General features: G+C 47.7%; 44 protein-coding genes. 4 read left to right on the forward strand and 40 right to left on the reverse strand.

The features are described from left to right. Positions 1-24: 24 nt before the first annotated feature. The 12 genes from PGRAT_RS34065 to PGRAT_RS34670 form a co-directional block, all read right to left on the reverse strand. Entirely contained in the window at positions 25-192 is a 168-nt protein-coding gene (locus PGRAT_RS34065; protein ID WP_155990383.1) for a DUF255 domain-containing protein, read from the reverse strand. A gap of 71 nt (positions 193-263) precedes the next feature. Further along, on the reverse strand, positions 264-470 hold the full coding sequence (locus PGRAT_RS18045; RefSeq protein ID WP_025705456.1) for a hypothetical protein: 207 nt from the start codon (positions 468-470) through the stop codon (positions 264-266). Further along, positions 451-927, reverse strand: a complete 477-nt coding sequence (locus PGRAT_RS18050; RefSeq protein ID WP_025705457.1) for an ArpU family phage packaging/lysis transcriptional regulator — start codon at positions 925-927, stop codon at positions 451-453. The genes PGRAT_RS18045 and PGRAT_RS18050 overlap by 20 nt, the downstream gene beginning before the upstream one ends. A 58-nt stretch (positions 928-985) precedes the next feature. Next, entirely contained in the window at positions 986-1,525 is a 540-nt protein-coding gene (locus tag PGRAT_RS18055) for a hypothetical protein (RefSeq protein WP_025705458.1), read from the reverse strand. 150 nt (positions 1,526-1,675) lie between these two features. Further along, positions 1,676-1,990, reverse strand: a complete 315-nt coding sequence (locus PGRAT_RS18060) for a hypothetical protein (RefSeq protein WP_025708724.1) — start codon at positions 1,988-1,990, stop codon at positions 1,676-1,678. Beyond that, entirely contained in the window at positions 1,987-2,358 is a 372-nt protein-coding gene (locus tag PGRAT_RS18065; protein WP_042266981.1) for a hypothetical protein, read from the reverse strand. Before PGRAT_RS18065 ends, PGRAT_RS18060 begins: the two co-directional genes overlap by 4 nt. After that, positions 2,355-2,732: a hypothetical protein gene (locus PGRAT_RS18070; protein ID WP_042266983.1), complete on the reverse strand. Its 378-nt coding sequence runs from the start codon at positions 2,730-2,732 to the stop codon at positions 2,355-2,357. The genes PGRAT_RS18065 and PGRAT_RS18070 overlap by 4 nt, the downstream gene beginning before the upstream one ends. Beyond that, positions 2,729-3,184, reverse strand: coding sequence for an ASCH domain-containing protein (locus PGRAT_RS18075; RefSeq protein ID WP_042266985.1), 456 nt, complete (start codon positions 3,182-3,184; stop codon positions 2,729-2,731). The genes PGRAT_RS18070 and PGRAT_RS18075 overlap by 4 nt, the downstream gene beginning before the upstream one ends. Further along, positions 3,166-3,477, reverse strand: coding sequence for a hypothetical protein (locus tag PGRAT_RS18080; protein ID WP_025706248.1), 312 nt, complete (start codon positions 3,475-3,477; stop codon positions 3,166-3,168). The genes PGRAT_RS18075 and PGRAT_RS18080 overlap by 19 nt, the downstream gene beginning before the upstream one ends. Next, positions 3,474-3,947 carry a YopX family protein gene (locus PGRAT_RS18085; protein WP_025706247.1) on the reverse strand — a complete coding sequence of 158 codons (474 nt, stop codon included), beginning with the start codon at positions 3,945-3,947 and terminating at the stop codon, positions 3,474-3,476. The genes PGRAT_RS18080 and PGRAT_RS18085 overlap by 4 nt, the downstream gene beginning before the upstream one ends. 5 nt (positions 3,948-3,952) lie before the next feature. Continuing rightward, on the reverse strand, positions 3,953-4,300 hold the full coding sequence (locus tag PGRAT_RS18090; RefSeq protein WP_025706246.1) for an alpha/beta fold hydrolase: 348 nt from the start codon (positions 4,298-4,300) through the stop codon (positions 3,953-3,955). 34 nt (positions 4,301-4,334) lie between these two features. Then, positions 4,335-4,463 carry a hypothetical protein gene (locus tag PGRAT_RS34670; RefSeq protein WP_272945713.1) on the reverse strand — a complete coding sequence of 43 codons (129 nt, stop codon included), beginning with the start codon at positions 4,461-4,463 and terminating at the stop codon, positions 4,335-4,337. Positions 4,464-4,577: 114 nt separating this feature from the next. Between PGRAT_RS34670 and PGRAT_RS18095 the strand changes: the two genes are divergently transcribed. Beyond that, the gene (locus tag PGRAT_RS18095; protein WP_155990422.1) at positions 4,578-4,835 is read left to right on the forward strand and encodes a hypothetical protein; all 258 of its coding nucleotides are present in this window, start codon (positions 4,578-4,580) and stop codon (positions 4,833-4,835) included. Here the strand turns inward: PGRAT_RS18095 and PGRAT_RS18100 are convergent. The 23 genes from PGRAT_RS18100 to PGRAT_RS18200 form a co-directional block, all read right to left on the reverse strand. After that, positions 4,828-5,652 (reverse strand): hypothetical protein, encoded by an 825-nt coding sequence (locus PGRAT_RS18100; RefSeq protein ID WP_025706244.1) that lies wholly within the window; start codon positions 5,650-5,652, stop codon positions 4,828-4,830. The two genes, PGRAT_RS18095 and PGRAT_RS18100, sit on opposite strands and share 8 nt — an antisense overlap. A gap of 50 nt (positions 5,653-5,702) precedes the next feature. Continuing rightward, entirely contained in the window at positions 5,703-7,205 is a 1,503-nt protein-coding gene (locus PGRAT_RS18105) for a DNA cytosine methyltransferase (RefSeq protein WP_025706243.1), read from the reverse strand. Next, complete coding sequence (locus PGRAT_RS33320) at positions 7,202-7,342, reverse strand: hypothetical protein (RefSeq protein ID WP_155990421.1); 141 nt, start codon at positions 7,340-7,342, stop codon at positions 7,202-7,204. The genes PGRAT_RS18105 and PGRAT_RS33320 overlap by 4 nt, the downstream gene beginning before the upstream one ends. Beyond that, complete coding sequence (locus PGRAT_RS33325) at positions 7,339-7,503, reverse strand: hypothetical protein (protein ID WP_155990420.1); 165 nt, start codon at positions 7,501-7,503, stop codon at positions 7,339-7,341. Before PGRAT_RS33325 ends, PGRAT_RS33320 begins: the two co-directional genes overlap by 4 nt. 14 nt (positions 7,504-7,517) lie before the next feature. Continuing rightward, entirely contained in the window at positions 7,518-8,147 is a 630-nt protein-coding gene (locus tag PGRAT_RS18110; protein WP_025706242.1) for a hypothetical protein, read from the reverse strand. A 4-nt stretch (positions 8,148-8,151) separates the two neighbouring features. Further along, entirely contained in the window at positions 8,152-8,343 is a 192-nt protein-coding gene (locus tag PGRAT_RS18115; protein ID WP_025706241.1) for a hypothetical protein, read from the reverse strand. Continuing rightward, positions 8,344-8,604 (reverse strand): hypothetical protein, encoded by a 261-nt coding sequence (locus PGRAT_RS18120; RefSeq protein ID WP_025706240.1) that lies wholly within the window; start codon positions 8,602-8,604, stop codon positions 8,344-8,346. It lies immediately after the preceding gene. Further along, complete coding sequence (locus PGRAT_RS18125) at positions 8,576-9,925, reverse strand: replicative DNA helicase (RefSeq protein WP_025706239.1); 1,350 nt, start codon at positions 9,923-9,925, stop codon at positions 8,576-8,578. The genes PGRAT_RS18120 and PGRAT_RS18125 overlap by 29 nt, the downstream gene beginning before the upstream one ends. Beyond that, positions 9,915-10,304: a replicative helicase loader/inhibitor gene (locus PGRAT_RS18130; protein ID WP_162165085.1), complete on the reverse strand. Its 390-nt coding sequence runs from the start codon at positions 10,302-10,304 to the stop codon at positions 9,915-9,917. The genes PGRAT_RS18125 and PGRAT_RS18130 overlap by 11 nt, the downstream gene beginning before the upstream one ends. Further along, on the reverse strand, positions 10,237-11,160 hold the full coding sequence (locus PGRAT_RS31720; RefSeq protein WP_025706237.1) for a replication protein: 924 nt from the start codon (positions 11,158-11,160) through the stop codon (positions 10,237-10,239). Before PGRAT_RS31720 ends, PGRAT_RS18130 begins: the two co-directional genes overlap by 68 nt. Positions 11,161-11,178: 18 nt before the next feature. Continuing rightward, on the reverse strand, positions 11,179-11,385 hold the full coding sequence (locus tag PGRAT_RS18140; RefSeq protein ID WP_025706236.1) for a hypothetical protein: 207 nt from the start codon (positions 11,383-11,385) through the stop codon (positions 11,179-11,181). 116 nt (positions 11,386-11,501) lie between these two features. Then, on the reverse strand, positions 11,502-11,630 hold the full coding sequence (locus PGRAT_RS34675) for a hypothetical protein (RefSeq protein ID WP_272945712.1): 129 nt from the start codon (positions 11,628-11,630) through the stop codon (positions 11,502-11,504). Positions 11,631-11,830: 200 nt separating this feature from the next. Further along, positions 11,831-12,658, reverse strand: coding sequence for a PD-(D/E)XK nuclease-like domain-containing protein (locus PGRAT_RS18150; RefSeq protein ID WP_081758860.1), 828 nt, complete (start codon positions 12,656-12,658; stop codon positions 11,831-11,833). Continuing rightward, positions 12,627-13,388: a RecT family recombinase gene (locus tag PGRAT_RS18155; protein ID WP_025706233.1), complete on the reverse strand. Its 762-nt coding sequence runs from the start codon at positions 13,386-13,388 to the stop codon at positions 12,627-12,629. Before PGRAT_RS18155 ends, PGRAT_RS18150 begins: the two co-directional genes overlap by 32 nt. 3 nt (positions 13,389-13,391) lie before the next feature. Beyond that, positions 13,392-15,023, reverse strand: coding sequence for an ATP-binding protein (locus tag PGRAT_RS18160; RefSeq protein WP_025706231.1), 1,632 nt, complete (start codon positions 15,021-15,023; stop codon positions 13,392-13,394). Between the two features lie 87 nt (positions 15,024-15,110). Then, positions 15,111-15,293: a hypothetical protein gene (locus tag PGRAT_RS18165; RefSeq protein ID WP_025706230.1), complete on the reverse strand. Its 183-nt coding sequence runs from the start codon at positions 15,291-15,293 to the stop codon at positions 15,111-15,113. 80 nt (positions 15,294-15,373) lie between these two features. Then, positions 15,374-15,538 carry a hypothetical protein gene (locus tag PGRAT_RS33330; RefSeq protein ID WP_155990419.1) on the reverse strand — a complete coding sequence of 55 codons (165 nt, stop codon included), beginning with the start codon at positions 15,536-15,538 and terminating at the stop codon, positions 15,374-15,376. Between the two features lie 380 nt (positions 15,539-15,918). Then, positions 15,919-16,116: a helix-turn-helix domain-containing protein gene (locus PGRAT_RS34925; protein WP_025706227.1), complete on the reverse strand. Its 198-nt coding sequence runs from the start codon at positions 16,114-16,116 to the stop codon at positions 15,919-15,921. Continuing rightward, complete coding sequence (locus PGRAT_RS18180) at positions 16,113-16,304, reverse strand: hypothetical protein (protein WP_025706226.1); 192 nt, start codon at positions 16,302-16,304, stop codon at positions 16,113-16,115. Before PGRAT_RS18180 ends, PGRAT_RS34925 begins: the two co-directional genes overlap by 4 nt. Further along, positions 16,301-16,480: a hypothetical protein gene (locus tag PGRAT_RS18185; RefSeq protein ID WP_025706225.1), complete on the reverse strand. Its 180-nt coding sequence runs from the start codon at positions 16,478-16,480 to the stop codon at positions 16,301-16,303. Before PGRAT_RS18185 ends, PGRAT_RS18180 begins: the two co-directional genes overlap by 4 nt. Continuing rightward, positions 16,477-16,914 carry a hypothetical protein gene (locus PGRAT_RS18190; RefSeq protein WP_025706224.1) on the reverse strand — a complete coding sequence of 146 codons (438 nt, stop codon included), beginning with the start codon at positions 16,912-16,914 and terminating at the stop codon, positions 16,477-16,479. The genes PGRAT_RS18185 and PGRAT_RS18190 overlap by 4 nt, the downstream gene beginning before the upstream one ends. Before the next feature lies 1 nt (position 16,915). Next, positions 16,916-17,866: a ParB N-terminal domain-containing protein gene (locus PGRAT_RS31725; protein ID WP_025706223.1), complete on the reverse strand. Its 951-nt coding sequence runs from the start codon at positions 17,864-17,866 to the stop codon at positions 16,916-16,918. 57 nt (positions 17,867-17,923) lie between these two features. Continuing rightward, complete coding sequence (locus PGRAT_RS18200) at positions 17,924-18,169, reverse strand: helix-turn-helix domain-containing protein (protein WP_025706222.1); 246 nt, start codon at positions 18,167-18,169, stop codon at positions 17,924-17,926. Between the two features lie 160 nt (positions 18,170-18,329). Here PGRAT_RS18200 and PGRAT_RS18205 point away from each other — a divergent pair, with 160 nt between their 5' ends. Together PGRAT_RS18205 and PGRAT_RS34930 are read left to right on the forward strand one after the other, a co-directional pair. Beyond that, positions 18,330-18,749, forward strand: coding sequence for a helix-turn-helix domain-containing protein (locus PGRAT_RS18205; RefSeq protein ID WP_025706221.1), 420 nt, complete (start codon positions 18,330-18,332; stop codon positions 18,747-18,749). A gap of 197 nt (positions 18,750-18,946) precedes the next feature. Beyond that, entirely contained in the window at positions 18,947-19,174 is a 228-nt protein-coding gene (locus PGRAT_RS34930; protein WP_025706220.1) for a helix-turn-helix domain-containing protein, read from the forward strand. 270 nt (positions 19,175-19,444) lie between these two features. Here the strand turns inward: PGRAT_RS34930 and PGRAT_RS18210 are convergent, their stop codons facing one another. The 4 genes from PGRAT_RS18210 to PGRAT_RS18220 are packed head-to-tail and all read right to left on the reverse strand — an operon-like array spanning position 19,445 to position 21,125. Then, a complete protein-coding gene (locus tag PGRAT_RS18210; RefSeq protein ID WP_025706219.1) occupies positions 19,445-19,810 on the reverse strand; it encodes a LytTR family DNA-binding domain-containing protein in 366 nt (121 codons plus the stop codon). A 17-nt stretch (positions 19,811-19,827) separates the two neighbouring features. After that, positions 19,828-19,953 (reverse strand): cyclic lactone autoinducer peptide, encoded by a 126-nt coding sequence (locus PGRAT_RS32465; RefSeq protein ID WP_081758858.1) that lies wholly within the window; start codon positions 19,951-19,953, stop codon positions 19,828-19,830. After that, positions 19,946-20,476 carry an accessory gene regulator ArgB-like protein gene (locus PGRAT_RS18215; RefSeq protein WP_025706218.1) on the reverse strand — a complete coding sequence of 177 codons (531 nt, stop codon included), beginning with the start codon at positions 20,474-20,476 and terminating at the stop codon, positions 19,946-19,948. The genes PGRAT_RS32465 and PGRAT_RS18215 overlap by 8 nt, the downstream gene beginning before the upstream one ends. Continuing rightward, positions 20,469-21,125: a hypothetical protein gene (locus tag PGRAT_RS18220; RefSeq protein ID WP_025706217.1), complete on the reverse strand. Its 657-nt coding sequence runs from the start codon at positions 21,123-21,125 to the stop codon at positions 20,469-20,471. The genes PGRAT_RS18215 and PGRAT_RS18220 overlap by 8 nt, the downstream gene beginning before the upstream one ends. A gap of 98 nt (positions 21,126-21,223) precedes the next feature. On the opposite strand from PGRAT_RS18220, the gene PGRAT_RS18225 reads away from it, so the two are divergent. Then, positions 21,224-21,499, forward strand: a complete 276-nt coding sequence (locus PGRAT_RS18225; RefSeq protein ID WP_025706216.1) for a hypothetical protein — start codon at positions 21,224-21,226, stop codon at positions 21,497-21,499. 91 nt (positions 21,500-21,590) lie between these two features. Here the strand turns inward: PGRAT_RS18225 and PGRAT_RS18230 are convergent, their stop codons facing one another. After that, positions 21,591-22,064: a YhjD family protein gene (locus tag PGRAT_RS18230; RefSeq protein ID WP_042266990.1), complete on the reverse strand. Its 474-nt coding sequence runs from the start codon at positions 22,062-22,064 to the stop codon at positions 21,591-21,593. Positions 22,065-22,264 lie beyond the last annotated feature (200 nt).

The following is a 22,264-nucleotide window of genomic DNA, read 5'->3' on the forward strand; positions in this document are numbered from 1 at the left end:
TGACAAGTTGACTTAAGCCTCAGACTAGGAATAACCTACTGACAGGAACACAGGCTTGCTTTCTCTCTTTGCTTTTGCAAAGGCTTCTTCTCCCCAAGTCATCCAATTCACAGGATTGTGGGCATGCTGAAGTAAATAAGGTGATTTTTCATGAATTAGACTGTTTGTATGCTTTACTGTTTTATCTCGCATAAGAACAACTCCTTTTGGTTTGATACAGTTAATATACCCCAATCCAAACATAATAAAAAAAAGGACCTCATTTAGAGATCCTCTTGTGGATTGAATTTATAGAACATTTCGTTATAAAGTTTATTCGCTGCTTCGATTGCTTCATCAGAGGGTTGATTAATGATTACACCTGTTATCTTTAATCCCCAGCGTTGGTATTTTACGACCTTTTGCCCCTTATCATTAAAGCTGATGATCGGAGGGGTATCATTTAAATTTTCAATCTTTTTCTCTCCCATCCCCTCCATCTCCTTTCGTTACAATAAGCCTTAAATCAGAGGCTAGTTTATAAAAAGCTCGCCATCTAATTTTACTGTACGTTGGCTCACTGATTGGTGGGTCAAAGATAAAACTGTAAACCCTTTGATCAGTAATATAGTCGTATTCAATGGTCATGTATCTCTCTTTAATCAATAGAGCTTCTTTTTTCGGCATGCGTCCGACTACTCTTTCAATACGTTCACAATACTCCTTACGTGCTGCCTGGCTATCCACATTATAAATCGCTATATTTGCGGTTTGATCCGATATTACTCCCGTGAATCCTTTTGGAGTGTTGGACCATGCTGTCGTTGTCGTCGCCTCACGATCCTCATAGGTCAAAAACTTATTAATCCTATATTTCTCAAGGGCTGCCTCAACCGCTGCCTGCGTCTTTTTTCGGTCTATCTCTGGCAGAAAGCTTTGTTGACCCACCTGATAATCACCTCATTTTGCAAAAGGTTCCCCGACCGAAGCCGGGGAGTGTGCTTATTTAGAACGGCAGATCGTCCGCATCATCTGGCATTGGCGGGCCGTTCTTATCGTCCGGATATTCCTTGGCTGGGTCTTCCTGTTCATCTTCTTCAGATTCATTGTCTGCTGCTGCTTCTTCCATGGTGACCTGATTCGGATCGTCCACATCAACTGTGCCGTCCCCATTGATCTTCCCGCGAACGCCTTCCCGGGGCTCGTTAAACTCCTCAATGCTCATTTGGCTGGGGGCGACGCCGAGCGTTACATTTCGGCCTGCGAATTTATAGAGCTGCTGCGCTTTGTCGTCTCTGTCGCCTTTGATGCCGAATTTCATAACTGTTTTCTTGCTGTCGCGTTGCATGGAGACGAATTCTGCTGACAAATCGCCGCACACATCATTGCCGCCGGATTCCAGGGAAAGAACAACAATGCTGCCGGACAATTCAAACAAATCAATTTCATCGCCTGCATCTTCCGTTCCCTTGATCTCAAATTTCAAAATCTCCTTTTTGTCGTCCTTCTGCATCGACTTAAACAGCACGTTCATTGTGGTTTTCATTTATAATTGCTCCTCTCGGAATATAATTTGGAATAATTCCTGCTCGTTTTCCTGTATATCCTCCCTTAGTGGGAGAGTAGGGTTACTCCTACTCCCTTAATGATCTGGTTCGGCCCCCGCGTTGCTGGGTTATTTAGTCGAATTGGTGGCCTATCGGCCTGTACCAAGCACTCCAGCAATCGCCTCAAGCGCCCTCTTTTCAGCATGGTTGCGTTCCTCATTCGCCAGATGTTCAAAATTTGGATGGAAATATACCTCCGGCTTATGTCCTTCTCTTTTTTTGTGACCAAGTTCGCCAGCCTTAACAGCTGCATTAAGCACGGTTCGAACATTGGCGTCTAACTTAGTCACCACCGCAAATCGAGCCATCCTTACCTTCAGCACATTCGCTTCGTCGGCTGTTATCTCTCTACGCTGGACTAAATCTATTAAGTGTTCCATATCGTTCTGCGATAGCTTATTCATGTCCGTTCCCCCTGCATCGTGATATATGCCGCCTCTGCCCTCTCTCGGGGTGTGGCGGTGGCTATCCGTACGCCTTCTTTTCGACTAATAATTTTGCCGCCTACCCAGCCCTGAATAATTGCTAATTCCCAAATGTAGCGCTCTCCGTCCACTTTGCATGCTGCTGTCTGTACCTCTAGAGAGGCAGCAGGGTCGTTGCAGTAGTCTGGAGCGTCTGCCCACGCGTACGACTCATCAGCCTGCCATTGTCCATATGAGGGACCTTTTATGATCTGATAGCAATTCGCCGATTTTCTTACGCTGTACCCCATCAACTCCGCAAGCTTACGGTTAAGCTCCTGGTTGCTCCATTCCTTTACCTGTGTCATGGCTGTGTCTCCCCTTCCCCACTTCCAATTGCATTGACGGCCCATTCAGGCAATCCAGTAGCAATCAGTGCCTCCCTTTGTCGGGCTATGGTCTGTTGTGCCTCCTGGTGTGCTCTGGCTAGTACGCTGTGTTTATTAAGAAGGAAATCATACTCTCTACGGCTTACACAGTAACCCTGAAGATCCTCATACGCCGCATACGCTAACTGCGCTTGTTGTTGTGCCTCTTCTAGAGCAGCCAGCAACCCGCCTATCACTTTCTGGGGAGCAAACCTTCCGATCTCCGTGCTAAATGTGTAACCCTCTTCCCAAAGCAAACGTATCTCTTCAATTTGGCCTGGAGTAGGTAAGGAAACTTTTCCTGCTTCACTCATAACTGTTCCCCTTCCCAGTTCCATAAACCTTGCTGTCCCTTCGCGGGTACCGGCTCCGGCAGCCGCTTAACGTCTCCCAACTCCCAGGCGTAACGGCCGTCATCATACCAGCCGAAAGCTTCTTCCTTTTTACTGATGGGGTCCTCTCGCATCGTATTGCCGCCGTCCTTTTCAAGCACTACATCCCCGCGTAAGCAGCGGCTGACCTCCCAGCATTCCTCAAGCTTTGTGACGGCCACAACCGCCCCGGTCGGCAGGTTATCTGCTGTGTACCCGTGCCGAGCCAGCGCTGCTTTTATATCCGGCTGCTGGCAGGCTTTTCGGTTCACATTCTTCCCAGCATGGATCGCCAATTCGCCCCGGTGCTTGGTTGCCCAACCTCTGGTTTCAAAATGTTTCTCTCCGATGGCTATCAGTTGGGCCCAAGGTTGAATCACTGTAATGGCTCGCATTTCGCATCATCCCATCCGAGCTTAAAGCTCTTTAATGTGTATCCGATTTTGACCCAGCCTGCATGCCGCTTTCGCTTCTGCCGGACCAGGACCTCCCAGCATTCAATGTTTTTATATCTTGGGAGATTGACGGGGTACAGCCCCCATCCTCCCAGCTCTTCGTAATATCCATGGTGCCGGGTCTCGCCCATCGTGGTAGCCTGGACCTGCAAGGGCTGTCCGAAATATCCCTCGACTGTCATGGTGATTCGGGTCCCAGCAGGTAATTCCTTAATTGCCTCGGCGGGCTTCATGCCTTCGCCGCCTCTCCCCCGAGCAGTGCCGGGTTCTCGTAGATGTTGTCGATTACCTCAGCTCTCTTGCCAGAAACCTTTTTGTACATTTTGGTAGGCTCCGTTTCATCTGTTTCAAGCGAGTATCTTATAGGGTGCTTCATAACTATTCCGGCGCCGGGCGTGAGCATCACCGGGCCAATATGCCATCCATCGAAGGATACCAACTCATGGTTTTCGTCTCTTCCCTCTGCATGGTATGTCTGCTTGGTGATATCACCCTCGAAAATTTCCCGGCCGTGAAGATCGCAACGGCCAGTATATTGCATCAATTCAAAATCGGACATCCGGAGCTCATGGTAACCCTTGCCGTCCATTTCCAAGTACACGCCCAGTACCTTAGTGTCAAAGTTGATCATGACCAGATTTTCCGGCTCAATCATCACGCCCAGCGGCTTATACCAGGCGCGGTATTTCGGTATTCTGCTCATACTGGTTATGCCTCCCTTGCAGTGGATTTCCTAAAGCGATCCACTCCGGCCAAATTCCCAAAAATCAACTCTTGGTCGAGTGGGGGCGTATATGGATTATTTCCATCCTGTGAGTGATGCAGATAGGCCGCAACACTGGATGCCTTGTATCTCTCCATAGCCAGTTTGTAATCAAGGATCATGTTGGCAATCTCTTGTGGACTCTCCTTAACCAACGCATGCCCGGCTCCGGGAATCGTAACATCGGTAAATACTTTGTATGTTCTGAACACTACATCTACCGGAATGAATACGGAATTTTCACTTGCAATTTCTCCATTTCCATTCAGAAGAATCTCTGTTAGTTTCAGCATGCTTATCAGCTCCTCTTTATAGGGGAGAGGGTGGTTAACCCTCTGGATACATTTCGTTTGCTTCCAGGTGCTCTGTGCACTCATTGTCAGTCAAACCGGCAAGAACCTGTTCCTCGTAGCCATAAACTTCCCGCAGTATCTCGCGGCTGCTTTTTTCGCTCATCGCTCGTTCTCTCCTTATAGGGGCTATGCCCCGATTAATTAATGAAGGTGATTTGGAATATAATGTCGAACCCTTATTATGGAACTACTCATAATTAGAAAGGGAATGATTTATATGACAAGCGCTGATCTCGTATATCAGATTCTTAAAGTTATTGAGCAAGGAAAGGAACCTAAGTTTCAAGAAATGGGCATTAACAAAAATGATTTTCACGCTGTTATTGAACAAATTGACGAAGCAGGATTGGCCTCTAATCTCGTCATCCGCAGAGGTGGACAGGGAAATCCAATATTAATGGTTCAAGCAAATGGGAGTAGATTAACCCCTGCTGGTCGTAACTTCATTGCTGAGTATGAAAGTAGAGTTAAATAGCAGAACATCCGCTAATATCTTCTAATGGACGAGTACCAAGTAATTTCTTAGCCTGCGCCCAAAAGGTCGCGGGCTTTGTTTTTTCATCAGCCTGGATGCCGAGCTTCTGCATGGCTGCAAATTTCGGCTCCAGCTCCCGCAGAAACATCGGCTTGTTATTGACCCGCAGGATGCTGTACCCGATTACATCCTCAGCATGTTTTGCCTTGACCCAGACATCCGGCCTCCGGCAGTACACTACATACCAGTGCTGCTGCCCCGCCCGCAGGCATCCGGCGCAGTTCGCATGTTTCCAAATCTCATAAGTCACCGGCGGCTCTATGCCGACATCCATGGTGCTGCTGATCAGGTCCGGCCACTCCGCCAGAGGGAAGCAGGTCTGATATCCCTTTGCCCGCAGAATGATACGGCGCCGCTCTACGCGGGCAGTCTCTCCAGCTTCAAAACCGTAATAGATCGTCACATCGTCTCGGCAGCTCCCTGGCTCCACAGGATAAGTCTCAGCCAGCCACTTGTGAAACGGCGCTGTCTTGAGCCGGTTGGTACAAAGGGGATGCACGCCCACTTTGAAGGCCTTGGCCTCCATGCAAACGTCAAATTGATCCTTTTGATCCCATCCGGCCATATTTGCATATGTGATGGGTATGCCCAGATAATCCGCAACCTCGGCCTTGAATCGCTTGATATCCCAATGCTCGACCCAGGGGTTTATATCATGGTTAATTAGGATTACATTCTCCGGTCCGTATCTGGCAGCGACCTCGACTGCCACGATGCCCGATGTTTCCCCGCCGCTGTAGCAGACGATATGCTGCATGTCTGTTCCCTCCCTGGGGCTATGACAGCCCCTTTATTTATAGTTACATCCTATAGGCTGAATTCCATCTGCCCCGCAGCAGGCTTGTATCTCTCCAGGGACAGCGCCCGACCAGAGCCAACACACAATTCCGGCACGCTTGCCTGAACCATAGCTCTCGCCATTTGAGGCGAAACAGAATTGCCGCATTTGGCTACTTGCTGATGTTTCTGAACAGGGCGACCATTTGCCCGGTAGCCATCAATGATATAGGTACTGGGGAATCCTTGAGCCGCATAAAGCTCCCCAGGAGTCAACATTCGGAACCCGATATCTACCACCACATACGGTTGACCATGTAAATGCACAATTACCAATCCAAAACGGTCATGTGTCGGTATTGTATGCAGTGGGCTATTTAAGCTCTGACCGATACTCGCCCCGTAATACTCCACCAGAAACGCATATACCAGGCCGTGGTGATTGCCACCGGCTGTTATGGTATGGAGGGGTTCGTTTACAGACTGACCAATGTTTGTGCCTCGGAACTTGATGATATTCGCAGTGACCAGCCCGAACCGATTGGAGGTATCCAGCGTAAGCAGAGGACTATCAAGTGTCTGTCCGCGAGCCTCTTGTCCTTTAATCTCCCCGTGATATTTCGTAAGGAAGGGGAGCACTAGGCCATACCCGTTTTTCGATGTCACTGTTCCGAGCGGTTGGTCAATACCCTGGCCTCTAAATCCATCACCGGAATGATTAACTGTTACGATAAATGGATTAGGGTTATCGAAACCGAACTTCACAAGACCATGAGCGATACGCCGTTGCGTGCTATCTGCCAATGGGCGCTTCACTTTCAATCCGTAATTCCGTTCGATCTCTTTGTCTGAATCAAAGATGCTAGGGCATGGAAGGGACCAGTCAATAATTTCAGCAGCGGTCCGCCATGGCTTCCGTTTACCAGCCTGCACCTCCAGGCTGTCAGGCGCTCCGTGTGTGGGTTCCGGCCAGACAATGGGTTTGCCATCACGCCGCATTTCCATGCATAGCCGCTTGCGGGAAGTAGGGGCGCCATAATCACACGCCACCAGTTCGCGCCATTCAACCACATAACCAAGCTGCCGCAGGCACTCAACAAACGATTCAAAGGTACGCCCTTTCTCTCCTGGGATCGGCTGCCCCTCCTCATCCAACGGGCCCCAGTCTTGAAATTCCTCTACGTTTTCAAGAATGATAACCCTCGGCTGCACTGCAATAGCCCATCGGATTACTACCCAGGCAAGGCCACGTATTTTCTTCTCACGTGGCTTCCCGCCTCGTGCTTTACTGTGATGTGTGCAGTCTGGAGAGAACCAGGCCAGACCAACCGGACGCCCGCGCGTTGCCTTTACGGGGTCAACATCCCAAACATCCTCACAGTAATGTTCAGTTTCTGGGTGATTTGCCTTGTGCATAGCAATAGCTTCCGGGTCATGGTTGATTGCGATGTCTGGGCTGTAGCCTAACGCAAGTTCCATCCCAGTACTTGCCCCGCCGCCCCCGGCGAAGGAATCGACTATGATCTCTCTCATATCCATAAGAGCACCAACCCGAGCAGCAGCGCCAGGCTAAAATCCCAGAGTACTTCGATGGCCTCCGGCTGCCGTTCCGCCCGCGCCGTGCCGATAATGCGCCCATTGTCGTCCCGTAGGCGAATGACTGTTTTCATTTGGGGTACACCGCCTTAATTTTGTGATTCACCCTGCCCCAGCGTCTCTGCCGTCTCCGCTCAATTTCCGCCTGGGCATTACGCTTGTAGATCGCTGCTGCTCCTTCGTCGTTATAGGCAATCTCATAGAGCTGACCTAGAGTCGCTTTTTTCCAGTGCAATGCGTCCACCTCGCTTAAAATAAGAGCGTCTGTTCTGTATTTTGGGTGTGACTTCCCGCCGCCGCAGGCTTCCCGGGGCGTTTGCTTGGTTTAGATTTCGTTTTAGGTTCGGGTTCAAGAATGGCCTTGATTACTTCGTACTGGAACAAAGGCGTTTTCTTGATGTATCCTGTCCTTCGCGCTTCCTCCAACTCCATAGCGATCCGAGCGAGGATATAAGCATCAGTCACGTTGTCGCTGCTGTGCTGGTATCCGTAGTGCTCCAGGACGCCTGCGGCAATGTGCTTCTTTTTCTCCGATGTCGGTACCCGCTGATTCCGATTGACAAACTTCTTTGTCCGCTGCGGGTTGACGTCTATATATTCAAGCCCCTTTCGGTAAATCATTGACCTCAGCCCGCCGTGAATCATACCAGTCGTCACTGCCATCTGGGTGCCAACTGCTGGCTGCTCTATTGTGATAATGTCACCTGGCTTGAGTAGTGAGTAAACCTTGTTCTCCAGCGATACCAGCATGCTTGTGCTGATCCCTCCGGGCACTCGCTTCCCTTCGCCTCTGACATCAGTAGCCACAAGGACGTTTCCATCCTCGTCCAGTGCGACAAAGCCGGTGGTCGTGGCGGGATCAATACCCACAAATCTCATGCCCTCACTCCTTCCGGCTCCAAGGGATCAGCGGCATGATGCCCATGTAAAAATGACGCATATGATAAGTGATTTTCCGGTTGTAGTATTGTGCAGTTTCGGCTCGTACCGCTTCCCTGTGGTGTTCACACAACGGTACTAGAGCCCATGTCTCCGTAGCTGCTGCTTTGCAATCGGGATATTGGCAGTCTCCCATCTATAGCCCCTCCCTTTTGAATTCCTGATACTCAACCCCTGCTGCCTTATACACCTTTTTGAGGCTTGGATACAGCAGCACCATCTGGCCGCGCTTGTATTCATGGATACGTTGCTCTGTGACCGCGTATATTCTCTTGATTTTTTCTATGTCATGCTTCGGATCTGGCAATGGATCATCAAGGATAGGTCCATGTTCAGTCAAATAATCAATCGCAGTCTTATAACCATCCTCATCTTCGATGCGTTTTTTGCTGCTCATGTTCTCTCACCTTCTCGGCAAGCTTGTATTTCTCGTCTTTGGTCAAATTGATGAACCTACTGATACCCGGCGTGAATCCCATATCAAACGTGCCTGTTCCGATCTTCCTCCCTTTGGCGACAATGATTTCAGCGAATCCCTTTTTGGGGCTATCCGGGTAGTAGTAATCATCTCGGTAGATAAAGGTCACGATATCCGCATCTGATTCGATATCCCCGGAATCACGCAAATCAGACATCAGCGGACGTTTATCCGGGCGCTGCTCGCAGTTCCGGCCCACCGCCGATAAGCAGACGACACACACTTGCAATTCCTTTGCCATGCGTTTGAGGTACTTTGTGATGTAGCCGATCCGCTCTTTGGTGGTGCTGAAATTTTTCTCCGTTTGGATGAATTGCAAGAAGTCGATATGGATAACCCAGCGCTTTCCAGGGTGCTTCTTCTTCAACTTTTTCACTTGCCGTCGGATGTACTCCACCGTCGCGCCAGCTTTATCATCGATGTATAAGGTTCGGCCAGCTATGATTTCCAAAGCATCTCCGTATCGTATCCAGTCGTTATCCGACATCTGACCAGAAGCTATGCGGTCCCTCTTAATGCCTCCGATGCAAGAAGCCATCTGTTCGACGATTTCCAACGCACCCATCTCCAAGGAGAATATTGCATCTCCCCAGCCGCACGCAGTCACAGCGTCCACATCATTAGACATGTAGAGTGTTTTCCCCATGGAAGGTCTGCCAGCCAGGATCTCCAAATCGCCTTCCTGATGACCTTTACTCAACTGAGTGAATTCTTCACTTGCTGCCCTTGCCCCGGTGATTCCCCCGCTGTTGGCCCGTTTTGCAATGACTCTCTCATGCCCTTCAAGCAGCTGGGCCATGTGGATGGGGCCTCCGCTCTCTCCTTGCAGCAGTTCTTCCAATTGCTCCATCTTAGCTTTTAGCTCAGCGATGTCTCCGCCGCCATTCGTGGCGATCTGACGGCCCAACTGAACCAGGTCATTCTGTATTCGATCTGTCCGAACTGCTCGCTGGTAGTAAAGGAAGCTGTCGGAGCTAGGGACGGCGTCCCGCAAGGCCATGAGCCTTGTTAAACCACCAATCCGTTGCAGCCTGGCTCCCCATCTTGATACCAGCACAATTGGGTCGAAAGGATCGGCTGCGCCTTCAGCATTTTCTTTCGCGTACTGCAGCACCTTGTAAATCAGCCGATTGTCTTCTTCGTTTTCTGTAAAGTCATCTGGGCTGAGGAAGCAGTCATCCATCAGCGAGTGATCTTTAAGCAGTGACCCGAGCACCGCCCTTTCAGCATCAAGATTCATCCTCAGTCACCCGCACTTTCTGGAAGATGGCATCGAGTTTCTGTCGTACATGTTCCGGCGGTGGTCCGACCTGCTCATTCTCGTGATATTCCTTCAGCTCTAGCATGCGCTGCTCATGCTCCTGCTGCTGGATCTGGTAGACGGTCAGTTCCGTCTCACGCTCAATGCATGCTAGATATATATCTGCTGGGTCTGGAGCAAACTTTGGTCTTACCCTGCAAAGTTCTCTCACGGCTTTATAAGCCACCTCATTTGGAATATCCTGAAGGATGTCCTGCCAAGTGGTTATGACCGCATCTATCTCATTGCCATCAATCACAAAGCTGCGGTATGCCGAGCGGAGATACTTCAGAATAGCCGTCACGCCGATCCGATCCACTATTGTTCAACTCCCTCTGCATAGCGCGGTCAATCACATCGCCTGTGTTTTTGGTTTCCAGTATAGCGGGCTTCAGCAAGCCTTCCGGGTCCACCACTGTATAATCCTCATAACGCTTCTGGTTTAAAAAGGTGGAAGGGTGTGGGATGTACTTCTTTTCCGTTTGAAGCAGCTTGCAGGTCTCCGTGAAATTGGCGGTATTCTGTATGACCATATCCGTATCAAGACCTTCGATTTTGCACAGCTTCTCCCATGCCTTTTTTGCAGCATCCTTTGATACCTTGCGAGGGTAGTTTTGATAGAAATCATCAAACCTCGCTATTTTTTCTTTAAAGCTTTTCTTTAAGATCTTTATTTCTTTTAATGGGGGTCGGATCTGATACCTCGAAACGTCTACTTGGGGGCTCAAATCTGATACCTCGGGGGTATCAAATCTGATACCTCGGATTTCAGAATCTTCGGATTCTGGAGGGTTCAAATCTGATACCTCGGATGACGTAAACAAGTCATGTTCCTGTTCCATCTCATCACCGCTTTTCTGTATAATCCATTGCTCATAATGTTTATTGAATGATAGCCTTCGGGGCAGCACGCTCGTTTCTTTCTGGGTGACTATGAGAACTGCCGATTTAATCAGCAGCCCCACCTCCCTCTTAACAGTACTGGCAGGGAGGCTGGTGAGCTGCTGCAGGAACGTTAGAGCAAAGTCGTGATCTTTCCGGCGGTAACCATAGGTGTACCGCCAGATAATCATGATGATTCGTAACTGAGTGGCGTTGAACTTCCTTCTTGCCACCTGCTCCAAAATTTCATTAGCTACCCTGGTGTAACCATCCTCTAGTTGTGGCCCTTCCATAACCTCACCTGCTTTGCATTAAGAAGACTGAACCAAATCCCCATTAATCAATGTTGCTACAGCTTGGCGCAACTTTTCGTTGTATTCTTTCAGCCGTGCAATTTCTTTGTCTTTTTCCACTATGACGCGACCAGATTCGGCCAATGCTTCGATCAACTTCCCATTTAAGTCCAATCCAATCCCCTCACTTCCGGCGTTTTCTCTTGGTCTTATTAAGTTGTTCATAGCAGCGAGGACATACCCGCGTCCGGCCTATATACTCCTCCCGGTCTGGATTGATCTCGCTACCGCATACCTGGCAGTCCAGCAGCCGGAGGTGGATTTCTACGGACAGTGCCTTGTTATCGTCCATACAGGCGCTCCCGGAAGTCGTAGCCCCATTGCTTCCCTTCCTTTGTGTAATCCACGTAATGGTGACAGGTGCCGCTGTTAACGCTGGGACCGCATAGCATCGCCACATCATTCACCATGGTTTCTCCCTCGATCTGCCAGCGCCGGAGAAGGTGAGCACACTGTAACTCCCCTGCCTTTCCGCAACGTTCACAGCGACCGCCTGAACGTTCCATAGCCGCAGCATATACATCTTTTGATATCAGGCCCCGCTGCTTGGCTGTGGGCTTGTTGCGCTTGTGCTTTGGCTTCTGCACTGGATGAAAGCCGAAGGCGCTCATTAGTAAAGACTCAATTCAGAGAAGTGTTTAATCCGGGTGATCTTCTTTGTCTGCCTGCAGTACTCACACGTACCGCACGGTACCGGTTCGACCTCCCCAGCCTTGACCTGCTTCACCCGTTCGATATGATTGCCCACAACGCGAAGGCTTGCTGCAATGGCGTCAAAATCGAAGAATAGGATTTCATGGTCCGGCGGGTCTTGCTTTGTAACAACAACCATATGCGGGAGCAGCCATTCCTCCGGTTTACGCCCCTTCGCCTTCCGTTCAACTTCGGCATAGACTGCCATCTGTAAGCCATACCCATAGTGCTCTATAAAATTTTCATAGGCCTGAGCCTCTTTATTCCAGTGCTTGCTGTCCATGTCTTTCATAGCCTTCAGGTCAGCAAATACTATCCCTGGCTGATAACTGTCCAGCATCACTTTCCACTGGATACCGAATAACTCTGCCGTCAGGATGACCTCTTTCTGCCCGGCAAGCACCTTGAGGACCATTGGATCGGATTCAAGCACCTCGATCATAGTAAGGCATCTCTTGAAATTGGATTTGAGTTCCCCTTTAGTAGCACCACGGCTGCTGTACATCTGCGGGTTATTCGCTTTGAATTCCTCAAGAGCGCCTTCGTTCCATGCGTGAATGAATTTACCTTCTTCCAGCGCATCCTTATCGGGTTCTTCCCACTCTCCGGCCAGCTTCGCCATAGCAGCAGCCTCGCAGCCGCCGTAGGCTGGGACGAATCCTTTGAACTGGCTGACGCTCATATATGCCCTACTGGCTTCCAGCGAAAAGTAATTATCCTTGGTCAGTTTCAGCAGCTCGGTCATTCTGGATCACCTCGCTTTCCTCTGGAGGATTGAACGGGCTCTGCTGCCGGGATCGTGTCGGCTGCTTGGTGAATTCAAATGCCCCGCCCATTTCATAGATAAGGCGCTGCTCTGCATCAAAGTCCGTTTCAATCGTCTTGCACAACCGGCGGAGCACCGTCCGTTTGTACATTTCACCTTGGCTCTTTTCCCAGGCGTCCCCGAGGGATTTGCCGTAGTTCTTGCGAATCTCCTCAATTTCCCCTGCCGGAATTGATTCATAGACCATGCCGCCGTCCTGGAAGAGGGCAATTGCAAAACTACCAATGATCTTGCTGGCGTTGAACGGCAGTGGATCGAAATGAATTGCCGGGCGACCTTCAATGATCTGTTCCCGAAATATGTCGCCTTCCCGTACGTTTTTGGCGTATACGTCCAGCATTGGGCGGACACTGTATTTCTTGGTGAGCTTCATTTCGCCTTTGTAGTCCGTCTGAAATTTGAGGTCGACGCCTCCCGTAATCAGGTGGCACTCTTTAGCCAGGAAGTCCAGCCCCAATACCGCGCCTTTGAACAGATTAGCTACAATATCATCGATGGTGTATTTATGAAGGTCCTTTTCCTCGGCCACATACACCTTGCAGTTTTCCGAAAACCGTTTCTTTTTGAAGTCACTCGGAAGCGCGTCGTGCTTGGAATCAAGTATTCTATCCAAGGTCTCTTGGACTTGGGTTTCAATAGCTACGGTCACGGTTTATCCCTCCAAGGTTTCAATTTCCAGGTCTTTGCCCTTTACAGTAGAGAGCAAGAAATACTGATAATCATCGTGCTGTGCAGACTCCAGGATCTCCTGCTGCTTGCTGCCGAGGTTCTGGTATCCATCAATGCAGATCACCTTCAATGGTCCTGACTGAGCCTTGGCAAGCTTGAACGCGAAGTCCAGCGCCTCACCTTCAGACAAACCGTCTATAAGCGTGTCATTAATTCGGATACGGCCTTTGTCATCTACCGTCAGCCCATCTACCGGCAGTGCGGCGGTCTTAAGCAGTTCCTTTGGCAGCTCGCGCGCCTTTTCAATCTTCGCGGTCAGGTCCGCAGCCCGCGCTTCCTTCGGAGCCAACTTCTCCCGGATGATGTCGTTCATCCGTTCCCACTCTCTCAGAAACTCTTTCATCTGTGTGGCTTCATCCGCTGCCGCCTTCAGAGGAGCCGGATCAGACCATTCTGTTTCAGCTACTACCTGCTGAGCATTACCAGTCTTCGTCTGCTCCAGTTCGATCTGCTGCTGCTCGTATTCGTCGATACGCTCAATATCCTTGCGTTCCAGAGCTTCTACATTGCCCAGCTTGGTGCCGGCCTCTGAAAGCTGGCTTTGATATTCAGAAATGAAGGCTCGGGACTGGTCGGCTTCCTGCTGGATGGTATCCTTCGCCACTTGCTTTTTCGCGGTAAACTGAGCTTTAAGACGCTCAATCTCCTGTTGCAGCTGATTATCTAGCCGGATATGCTCGTCACTGATCCGGCGGTCTACAGCGTCAATTTTGGCCTGCTCATCCTCAATGGTGCGGATGATTACAGAGATTGATGTGTGCAAGCTATCCCGCTGCCGTTTGTACTCCAAGCGCTTGCCTTCCCGCACTGTAGCCGCCCGCTGCCGGATGTCGTCCATACGCAGAGCCAGGCTATCCACAAGACGCTGAGCTTCTTCCAGCCGCTTATTGGCATCCTCTGCATTAGACAGCTTCCGATAGAGCTCCTGCAGGTTAACCCCACGCCATATTTCACCGTCATAGTTCGGGGGAAGGTCGCGCTTAATCCCTTCGATATTCGCCCGCAGCAGGTTGATTTCGCGGTTGATGCTGGACCGCTCTTCGAAATATGCTGATTCGATCTGCTGCAAAATCTGAAGGATATGCAATTGGTAGTCAGCCTCCGGCATCTCCCCAAACCATGACTTGATATCCTCAACCGTCCAGTCAATCTGCAGCATGTTCAGGATGATTTTCGTTTGCTCCTTTACATCCTTCTGCACAAACTCAATCGGCCGGAAAATTTCGCCGTTAATCAGTTTCCGCAAGAAGCCCTCCGTGCTGTTCACAGCTTTGCTATCGTGCTTAACCTTGAGATAGTCAGCCTTTTCAGCCCGGACCTTCCGGGTAATCTGCAAGCCGTCTGTCAGTTCAACGAACAGTTCAGCCTCTTCCTGCCCGTGGCTGATGACCTCCGTGCGCCGGCTGTTATTCGTCAGGGCCTTCTCCAGTCCCTCAATGAGGCTGGTCTTGCCTGCGCCGGAATCACCATCCACTTTATTGATCTTGCCTGGGGATACGTTCAGCTCTTTGATCCCCAGCCAATCCTTGATTTCAATGCGCTTAATATGGAGCATCTTTACAGCCTCCTAATATTTGTGTTATATTGACCGTGAATTTTTGAATAAGGGTTTGCTTAACGCTCCTGGTTGCAGCCAGGGGCGTTATTCGTCTATTACATCTACTAAGTCAGGCTTTACAGGTTCGGCCTCCCAGGGGTCCAGCGTGCGGACCAGAACCGGGATTGGAACGTCCACCGCCTCCAACATGCAAAGCAGGCACTTGGGCTGGGCATCATCGTGAACTGCGTAATCTGCTTTGTTGCCGCAGCTGCATTTTTTACTCATTGGATCAACTTCTCCCTACGTTTTTGGGCTCAAAACCCCGATTTTGGCAAAAAAATAATAGCGGTTATGAAATCCGCGTTTTAAAACAGTGATACATTGCCATCCTTTTCGACCCAAAACTCATTCCCATGGTCATCCTTTACCAGGACATCAATTGTGCCGTCTTCCGCTTCCACGGCTCCCATTACTGTGATGGACTGTATGAGTGTTCCTGTTTTACCGATCAGTTCAGTGACTTCCTTCATCGTGTTCACCCCCTTTCAAGTAGGAAATTCATTTCCGCTTACTCCTGGATGACCTCATATCCTTCGCCTGACTTGAATCGCTAGGGTATCCAGTATTCAGAGGCGGGGCTGCCACATGGCCCTCAAGGTTCTTCTTAGCGGCTGTGGTATCGAATCCGACTCCTTGCGGCTTGCCGTACCGCCCAAACAGTTCCTTACGCTCCATAGCGTGAGCTCTGCGGCAATGCAAATTTGTGATTACATCGCCTGTGTGACCGCAATTAGGATAAGGACATTTGACTGTGCTGCGGATTATGATTGTCATGGCTTTCCTCCGTCATTGATGCCATGTTCGCGCCGGAAGGTGAGGACTTCTTGTTCTGTGATGTATCCAGCTTTGATCATGAGGCCGGGTGAGTAACGCCTAATGATTCGGATAACTTTCTAATCATCTGGGGACTTGTTCCAATTTCGCCGGATTCGATCCTGCTAATGGTCGCATTTGATATGCCTACTTTTCTGGCGAACATTCTGGCAGTTTTGAATCCTTTGGCCTTCCTGAGTTGCTTAAGATATTCACCGAATGACAGAGCACTCATACACACACCGCCAGTTGTTCAGCAGGCGAGGCCCATAGTGCGAGAACAGCATCTGTGTGTTTCCGGCGCTCTCTGATAGCTTGCTGTTCCATGTTCTGGTCACCAGCTTCCTTGGCTGCATGTAATACTTTCAACCAGTTAGCCATCTGCTCACGGTGGTAACGGATTTCCGCTTGCTCTACGTTCACGCCATTCCCTCCAGTTCCAGTTGCAGCGACTCTACCACTACAAGCATTCCTGTGTTACCAGACCAGTACGCCCGAGCCCGATCTATAAATTCTTGAATTTGGTCTTTGCTGCATTTGCGCCTTTTGCAATCCTGCATAATGTTTGATAAATCCGATGAAGCATTCATTGTACTCATTGGGATTCTCCTTTCTCCAGATCTTCAAAGTCGAAGAAATTGAACAGGTTAGGATCATTAATAAGCTTCTCTTTTCTGGCCTTTGCCTTTTGGATCAGCTTATCTGCACCATCACGATTTCTTACCATGTTAAAAATCTGCCTATCAAGAATCTTAGTGTCGTTACAACTGTCAATTACCTGGTAGACCATCCGCCGCGGTTCATTATCTGCGGCCTCATCATATGCAGCAATTAATCGAACACCATCACCGTCTTTGAAGCTACCGATCAACTGCCGCGCCTTCGCCCTGATTGCATCCCTACGCATCTTTTCCTCGTCAAGTGTTATTCTCTCTTCGAGAAAAGAGACAACCTCGTCTATGGTGAACTTCCTGCTCATGAATCCGAGAATGAATTCCGTCCGGTCCTCCCGATCAAGATTATGTTTTTCCATGTTATTTCCCCACCCTTCGAGGGCCTTTTAGTGCCGCCTTCATTTGATCTTTCAATCTTTGAAATTCGTCGATTCCACCTTGAACCTGGCTCATGCTAAGCTCAATTTCACTACGATCACGCCTAGTCTCCATCCAATTCATCATTCGTTCTTCTGTCACCGTTCCGCGAATTCTCACGGCAGCGTCAATTAAGTTGTTTATGATCTTAGCGTCCCTGTATTGCTCATCAATCAACTGCTTGCGAAGCTCAAACTTCTTCTCGTCGGCGGTCAATTTATCCAGTCTTTCCTTTGCCATCTCCGGCGGTGCCTGGCGAAGCTTTTCAGCTCCACTGATAGCTAAGTCAACTGGAACCTTCGCTTCTGCAAGCTGCGGGAAGTCTTCAATTGCCTTCTGATACTGCTCTGCCTTTTCAGGATCACGCGCTGTAATGATGGCTTCGATCTTGTTTAGGTTCTCAAGCGCTGGGTATTTTTCGACTGCATTTACATGCTGTTTTGCATCATTGATAGTTTGGCGGGGCACGCCCAGCCTTTCAGCAACCTTCGCTTCAGAATCAGGTTTTGCTGGCCTACCTCCCTCTGGGGGGTTATTGCCGATCTTCGGCAAAAACTCTTCTCTCAGTACATCCTTTGCCGCTTCAGCTAATTCTGTAAGATTCTTTGATGCCTCAAACTCTGTCAACGCCTTGCGCTTCGTGTTCTCCTCCAGTTCGATCAGACGCTTTTCCCTCTCTGTTAAATCAGCCAGAGTGCGGGTCTCAACTTCCTCCCGGCCCAGCAGCTTGTGAGCTTCCAGTCTGCGGTGTCCGGCGATTAGATTCCCAGCCTCATCAATGATGATGGGGTGCAGCAGCCCACGGGCTTGAATGCTCTCTGCCAATCCGGCGATGTCGCCCATATCTTCCCGGATGCGAGTACCGATATTGATGCTCTTTATTGGTGTGAGCAAGGTTGTTCACCATCCTTTCTGATAATTTGAATTCAGTTTTCAAGGAACGGTATGGCACTACACAGTCTTTCTTTGATAAAGACGTTTTCTAAATCCGGTTTTTACGGATTCTTTACCCAAAAAAATATGCTCATCCGGCACATCATAAAGATCCAGTAATTCAAGGAGGAATGCGTGTGGTATGTTAGTAGAGTCTTCTTCGTATTTTTGAACAGTATCAACGCTCTTGTTAACTTCCACCGCCACTTCACCTTGACTCATCCCCTTATTGACTCTTGCCGCTCGAAGTGTAATCTTGAACATTTCGTCCCTCCTTCCTCTTGGTGTAACCCTATATTATTCCCCTAAAACCGGATTGTCAACCGGATAAACCGGATTTTTTTAGTTGTTTTTTTGGAAAATTGCGCTATAATGAAGTAGAAAATCCTGTTAAAGCGGACGAGGAAAGGAATGGATAAATAAAGTGCGTAGAAAACTCACGGATGTAGATAAAAAACTTATGGAGAAAATGGCTAGTAACTTAAAGGCGGTTCTCGAGAAACAGGGAATAACTCAAAAAGAGCTATCTGAAAAGTCTGGAATTTCAACAAGTGCGATATCTGAATATGCAAACGGGAAAACACTAATGACTCCCAGTACAGTTTTTCTCTTCGCCGAGAAACTCGGAGTAGCCAATGGGGATATTGACCCAAGATTTAGAGACACGGAGAAAATAAAAAAAGACCTCCCCATTAACTTAACTGGGGCGGCCTTAGACGAACTACCAATCGAAACTTTAGACATACATAATCTGACAAAAAACGGAATTCCGCTTACTGAGAAACAGAAGAAGAACCTTGTGAAAATTTTGAATTCTGCTCTTGATCTGATGGACCTGGAATAGAATTTAAGTATTTTTCCGCTTCGGTTATGTCGATACCACGGGCACTAAGGCGTTGTAAAAGTTCTTCGGTACTGATGGTGTAGATTATTGTGATAAGTCATCACTCCCTGTTATGGAAATTTCCGCCGCGATAATATAAGACGAGCATACCATAAATGCGAACAGAATACGAACGATTTTCAAGAAAGGAGAACAGCATGGCATACCTGCTCGGGGAATGCCTGCTACCAGACCGTTTAAAAGAAAAAGGTATTAAACCAGTCGATTTTGCTCGGCACATGAAATGTTCCCGCTCCTTTGTGAGCCAATTGATTTCTGGAGAATCCAAAATGTCACTAGAATTTGCGATCAATGCGGCCCATTATCTTAATTGCCGGGTAACTGACTTATATGTATTGAATTGGTCTGGTAACAGGTCAGAGTAGTTTTTCTACTCTCCCTTGAACAGGACGTTAAGTAACACTTAACATTCTGTCTTATAAATTAAGGCAACTTCCTGTATTACCACAGGTCTTATTATTAGTCAATACTTTTTCACCGTGTGAACTCCTTTACAATTACTATTAAATCCCATTACAAGATTTATGTAAATGTTTAGTCGTCATATGAATTCTATGACAGTCCTTTCAAATTTCGACAGACTTTGCGTCATCCACATGTTATAATCCTCAAAAAAATAAACCGCCTTTGGCGGTCTAGGAAAATATACAGTTTAACTGTAATGCCAATATTTCCTTCATCAGAGTCTTATACCCCTTCTCCGATAACATGCATTTTTCATCTCCATCAAAAAAAGCCGTTTTGGAAAAACGATCCACTTGAACGACTTTCATCAAGTTAATAGATGCTGTCCGGTCCGCAAGAGAAAATCTAAAACCACTATTGTTGATGACCTCAGTCCAATAATTCAATGTACCTGTTGTATAATACTCCCGTACCGCTGTAGTGACAACCACACACCTGTATTTGCTACTAAATCTCAAATAAAGAATGTCCTCGACAGGCAAAGGATATAATCCACGTTTTCCGGCATGGTCTTTAGTAACACTTAAAATGACCATTGATACCAACTCCCGATTTATTTCAATAACTCTTCTGGCACTTCAGGTTGATGGATATACAATATACTTGCAGTATTCACAAATGCAAATGCAACCAGGGAAAGAACAGTTGCCAGACTATGGGCAATTCGTTTTTTAATCATGAATGTCACCTCCTTTCAAGCGAATAAGCGTCAATGACTGAACAAAAAAACTTAATGATAATGCGGAATAGTCAACAAAAAAAGCCACACTCACCACCAAAACACCGGCTAATTTTAGTATCGGATAATACCTTTTTGGAATCCTGCTTTGTCGCTCAATTCTAGATGGAGCAAAAATAACTACGCAAAATATGCTTATAATCGACATGTAAAAATTCATTTTCCGACTCATTTCGACAAAAGAAAACAATGTGAACATTGTTGTCGTTGTTAATACACAGAGAACTCCGGATCTTAAATGAACTCCTCCAGTAATTTGACGAAGAACAGCGAATGATAAGAGCATTACAGAAACTTCTGAAATCTTTCTTGTTAGAAGTGATATAGTCAAGGTTAAAACTAGAATAAAGACTACGTTATATACACCTTCTAAGGCAAACTTCAAAACTGCCTCACTTGCTCGATGATCGGGTGCGGCTCTCTTAATGGCTCTGGCCGTTACAATGGATAACCTTTCAATCATTCTCTCGATCCTTCCGTGTTGCATAATAGAGCAAATAAGCCGATATAGCGGTGAAGAATAAAATATTTATGTATATCTCGTTGTAAAACATAAGCAACGAAATTCCTATGAAAAAGAGTATGATAAGCAGTACAACCATAATATCTTCAAATTTAAATCGAAGTCTATGGAGTTCAAATGTGAATCCATGGCCTGTACGATAAAATAACCATGACAGAATCATAATCACTGAACCACTTGCCAACTGCAATACATATCCATTCGAATCAGTAGCCTGAGCCTCACCAATTGATCCAAAAAATAAAATGGCTAATCCAGTTTGAACAACACCAAAAATCACGTAACCACTAATGGTTAAAATAATCGAAAACCCCAAAGGAATCCTTACAAAAATTGCGAAAAACAGTATAAAGTAAAATATTGTTACTATAGGCATTATGCCTCCAAGCTGAAATTCATTTCTTAAAATAAAGCTCTGAAGATTGATAAGAAGAACCAGAACCAACGCTTGCCAGGCATGTTCTTCCCATCTGAACCTGAAAAGACACATAATCAAAAAGTAAAGCGAAAAAGCTTCAACCGTGGAAAAAAACAAAAACAAGATTGAATCCCACATTACAACACCGCCCACTTCATAATCTTTCGACATAATTATATATCCGAAGACCTATTAGCGTATAGTAATATTTCCCTGCATCTGATAGACTGATTTTGTTAATTATTATCAGATTTAGGGGATGAGATGTCATGGTTAAAGCTTTAAAGTGGGTGGGCTATATCGTGCTAGGATTAGCTATTATCGGTGGAATTGTTGCGGGAAAAACTTATGGACCTGAACCGGAGTATTCATTCGAGGATAAAAAATTCGCTTGGAGCTATATGCTAATGTTTTGGGCTGCTGGAGGGGTTTCGGCAATCTTCACTCTTGCCTTTGCTGCTTTACTTGATCATGTAAAAGAAATTTCAGACAGAATGGAAAAAGTTGAACGAACAACAGAGAGATTATATAATAAAACTTCCTAAGCAAATATTACGAACAACCTAGGAATCAGATGAAGAAGCATCAACAAAAAAAGCCCTGCAGACCACTTCACTACGTCCAGCAGGGCATTATTTATGTTGTAGGCTCTTTTAATATGGCACCGATCTCCGCTGTGTACTTGGTCAGCCGCAGGCTAATCTCGGTACGCATAACATCCCTCGTCAATCCAAACCGTTCCTGATATCCTCTGCAAAAGATTTTGTGATATAGGATAAATTCGTCCTGCTCATCCGCCAGCACCTTGATATTCCGCTGCTTCAGCTCTTTTTGCAACCGATAAGTATCTTGCATAATCCGGCGCTGGATAGCTTGGCCGGCCATTGAATAAGCGCGTTTCAGAATGTTGCCGGAGTGTTCAAGCTCCTTCAGGCTCTTGCCAACCATCGTATCTATGTAAGGGAGCAAGATGAAGTCTCGGACCATCGTCCTCTCGTCAATCGTTATCATATTACTTCCGGCATTACGCTGCTGCTCCTCGAACTGCTCCACATGCTCAGTCATGATCATTTTTGTTTTCCACCGCTCGTTGCCCTCCAATTTGGACACGGTGACCCCTCCTTAATGATACAGCCAGTAATCTATGTTAGTGCCACCTCTAGCGTTCTGAGCGCCTCCCTGCGGCGCTGTATCGCATGGAATGTTGCGTTCCCACGCTTCTAGTATAACCGCCTTCTGGATAGGTTCAGACACGCTCCATTGTATGTAATTTTCGGCGGCCAACACTTTTAATCCCTTGAATATCTCCG

The organism is Paenibacillus graminis, from assembly GCF_000758705.1.
In the GTDB taxonomy this organism is placed as follows: Bacteria; Bacillota; Bacilli; order Paenibacillales; family Paenibacillaceae; genus Paenibacillus_AQ; species Paenibacillus_AQ graminis.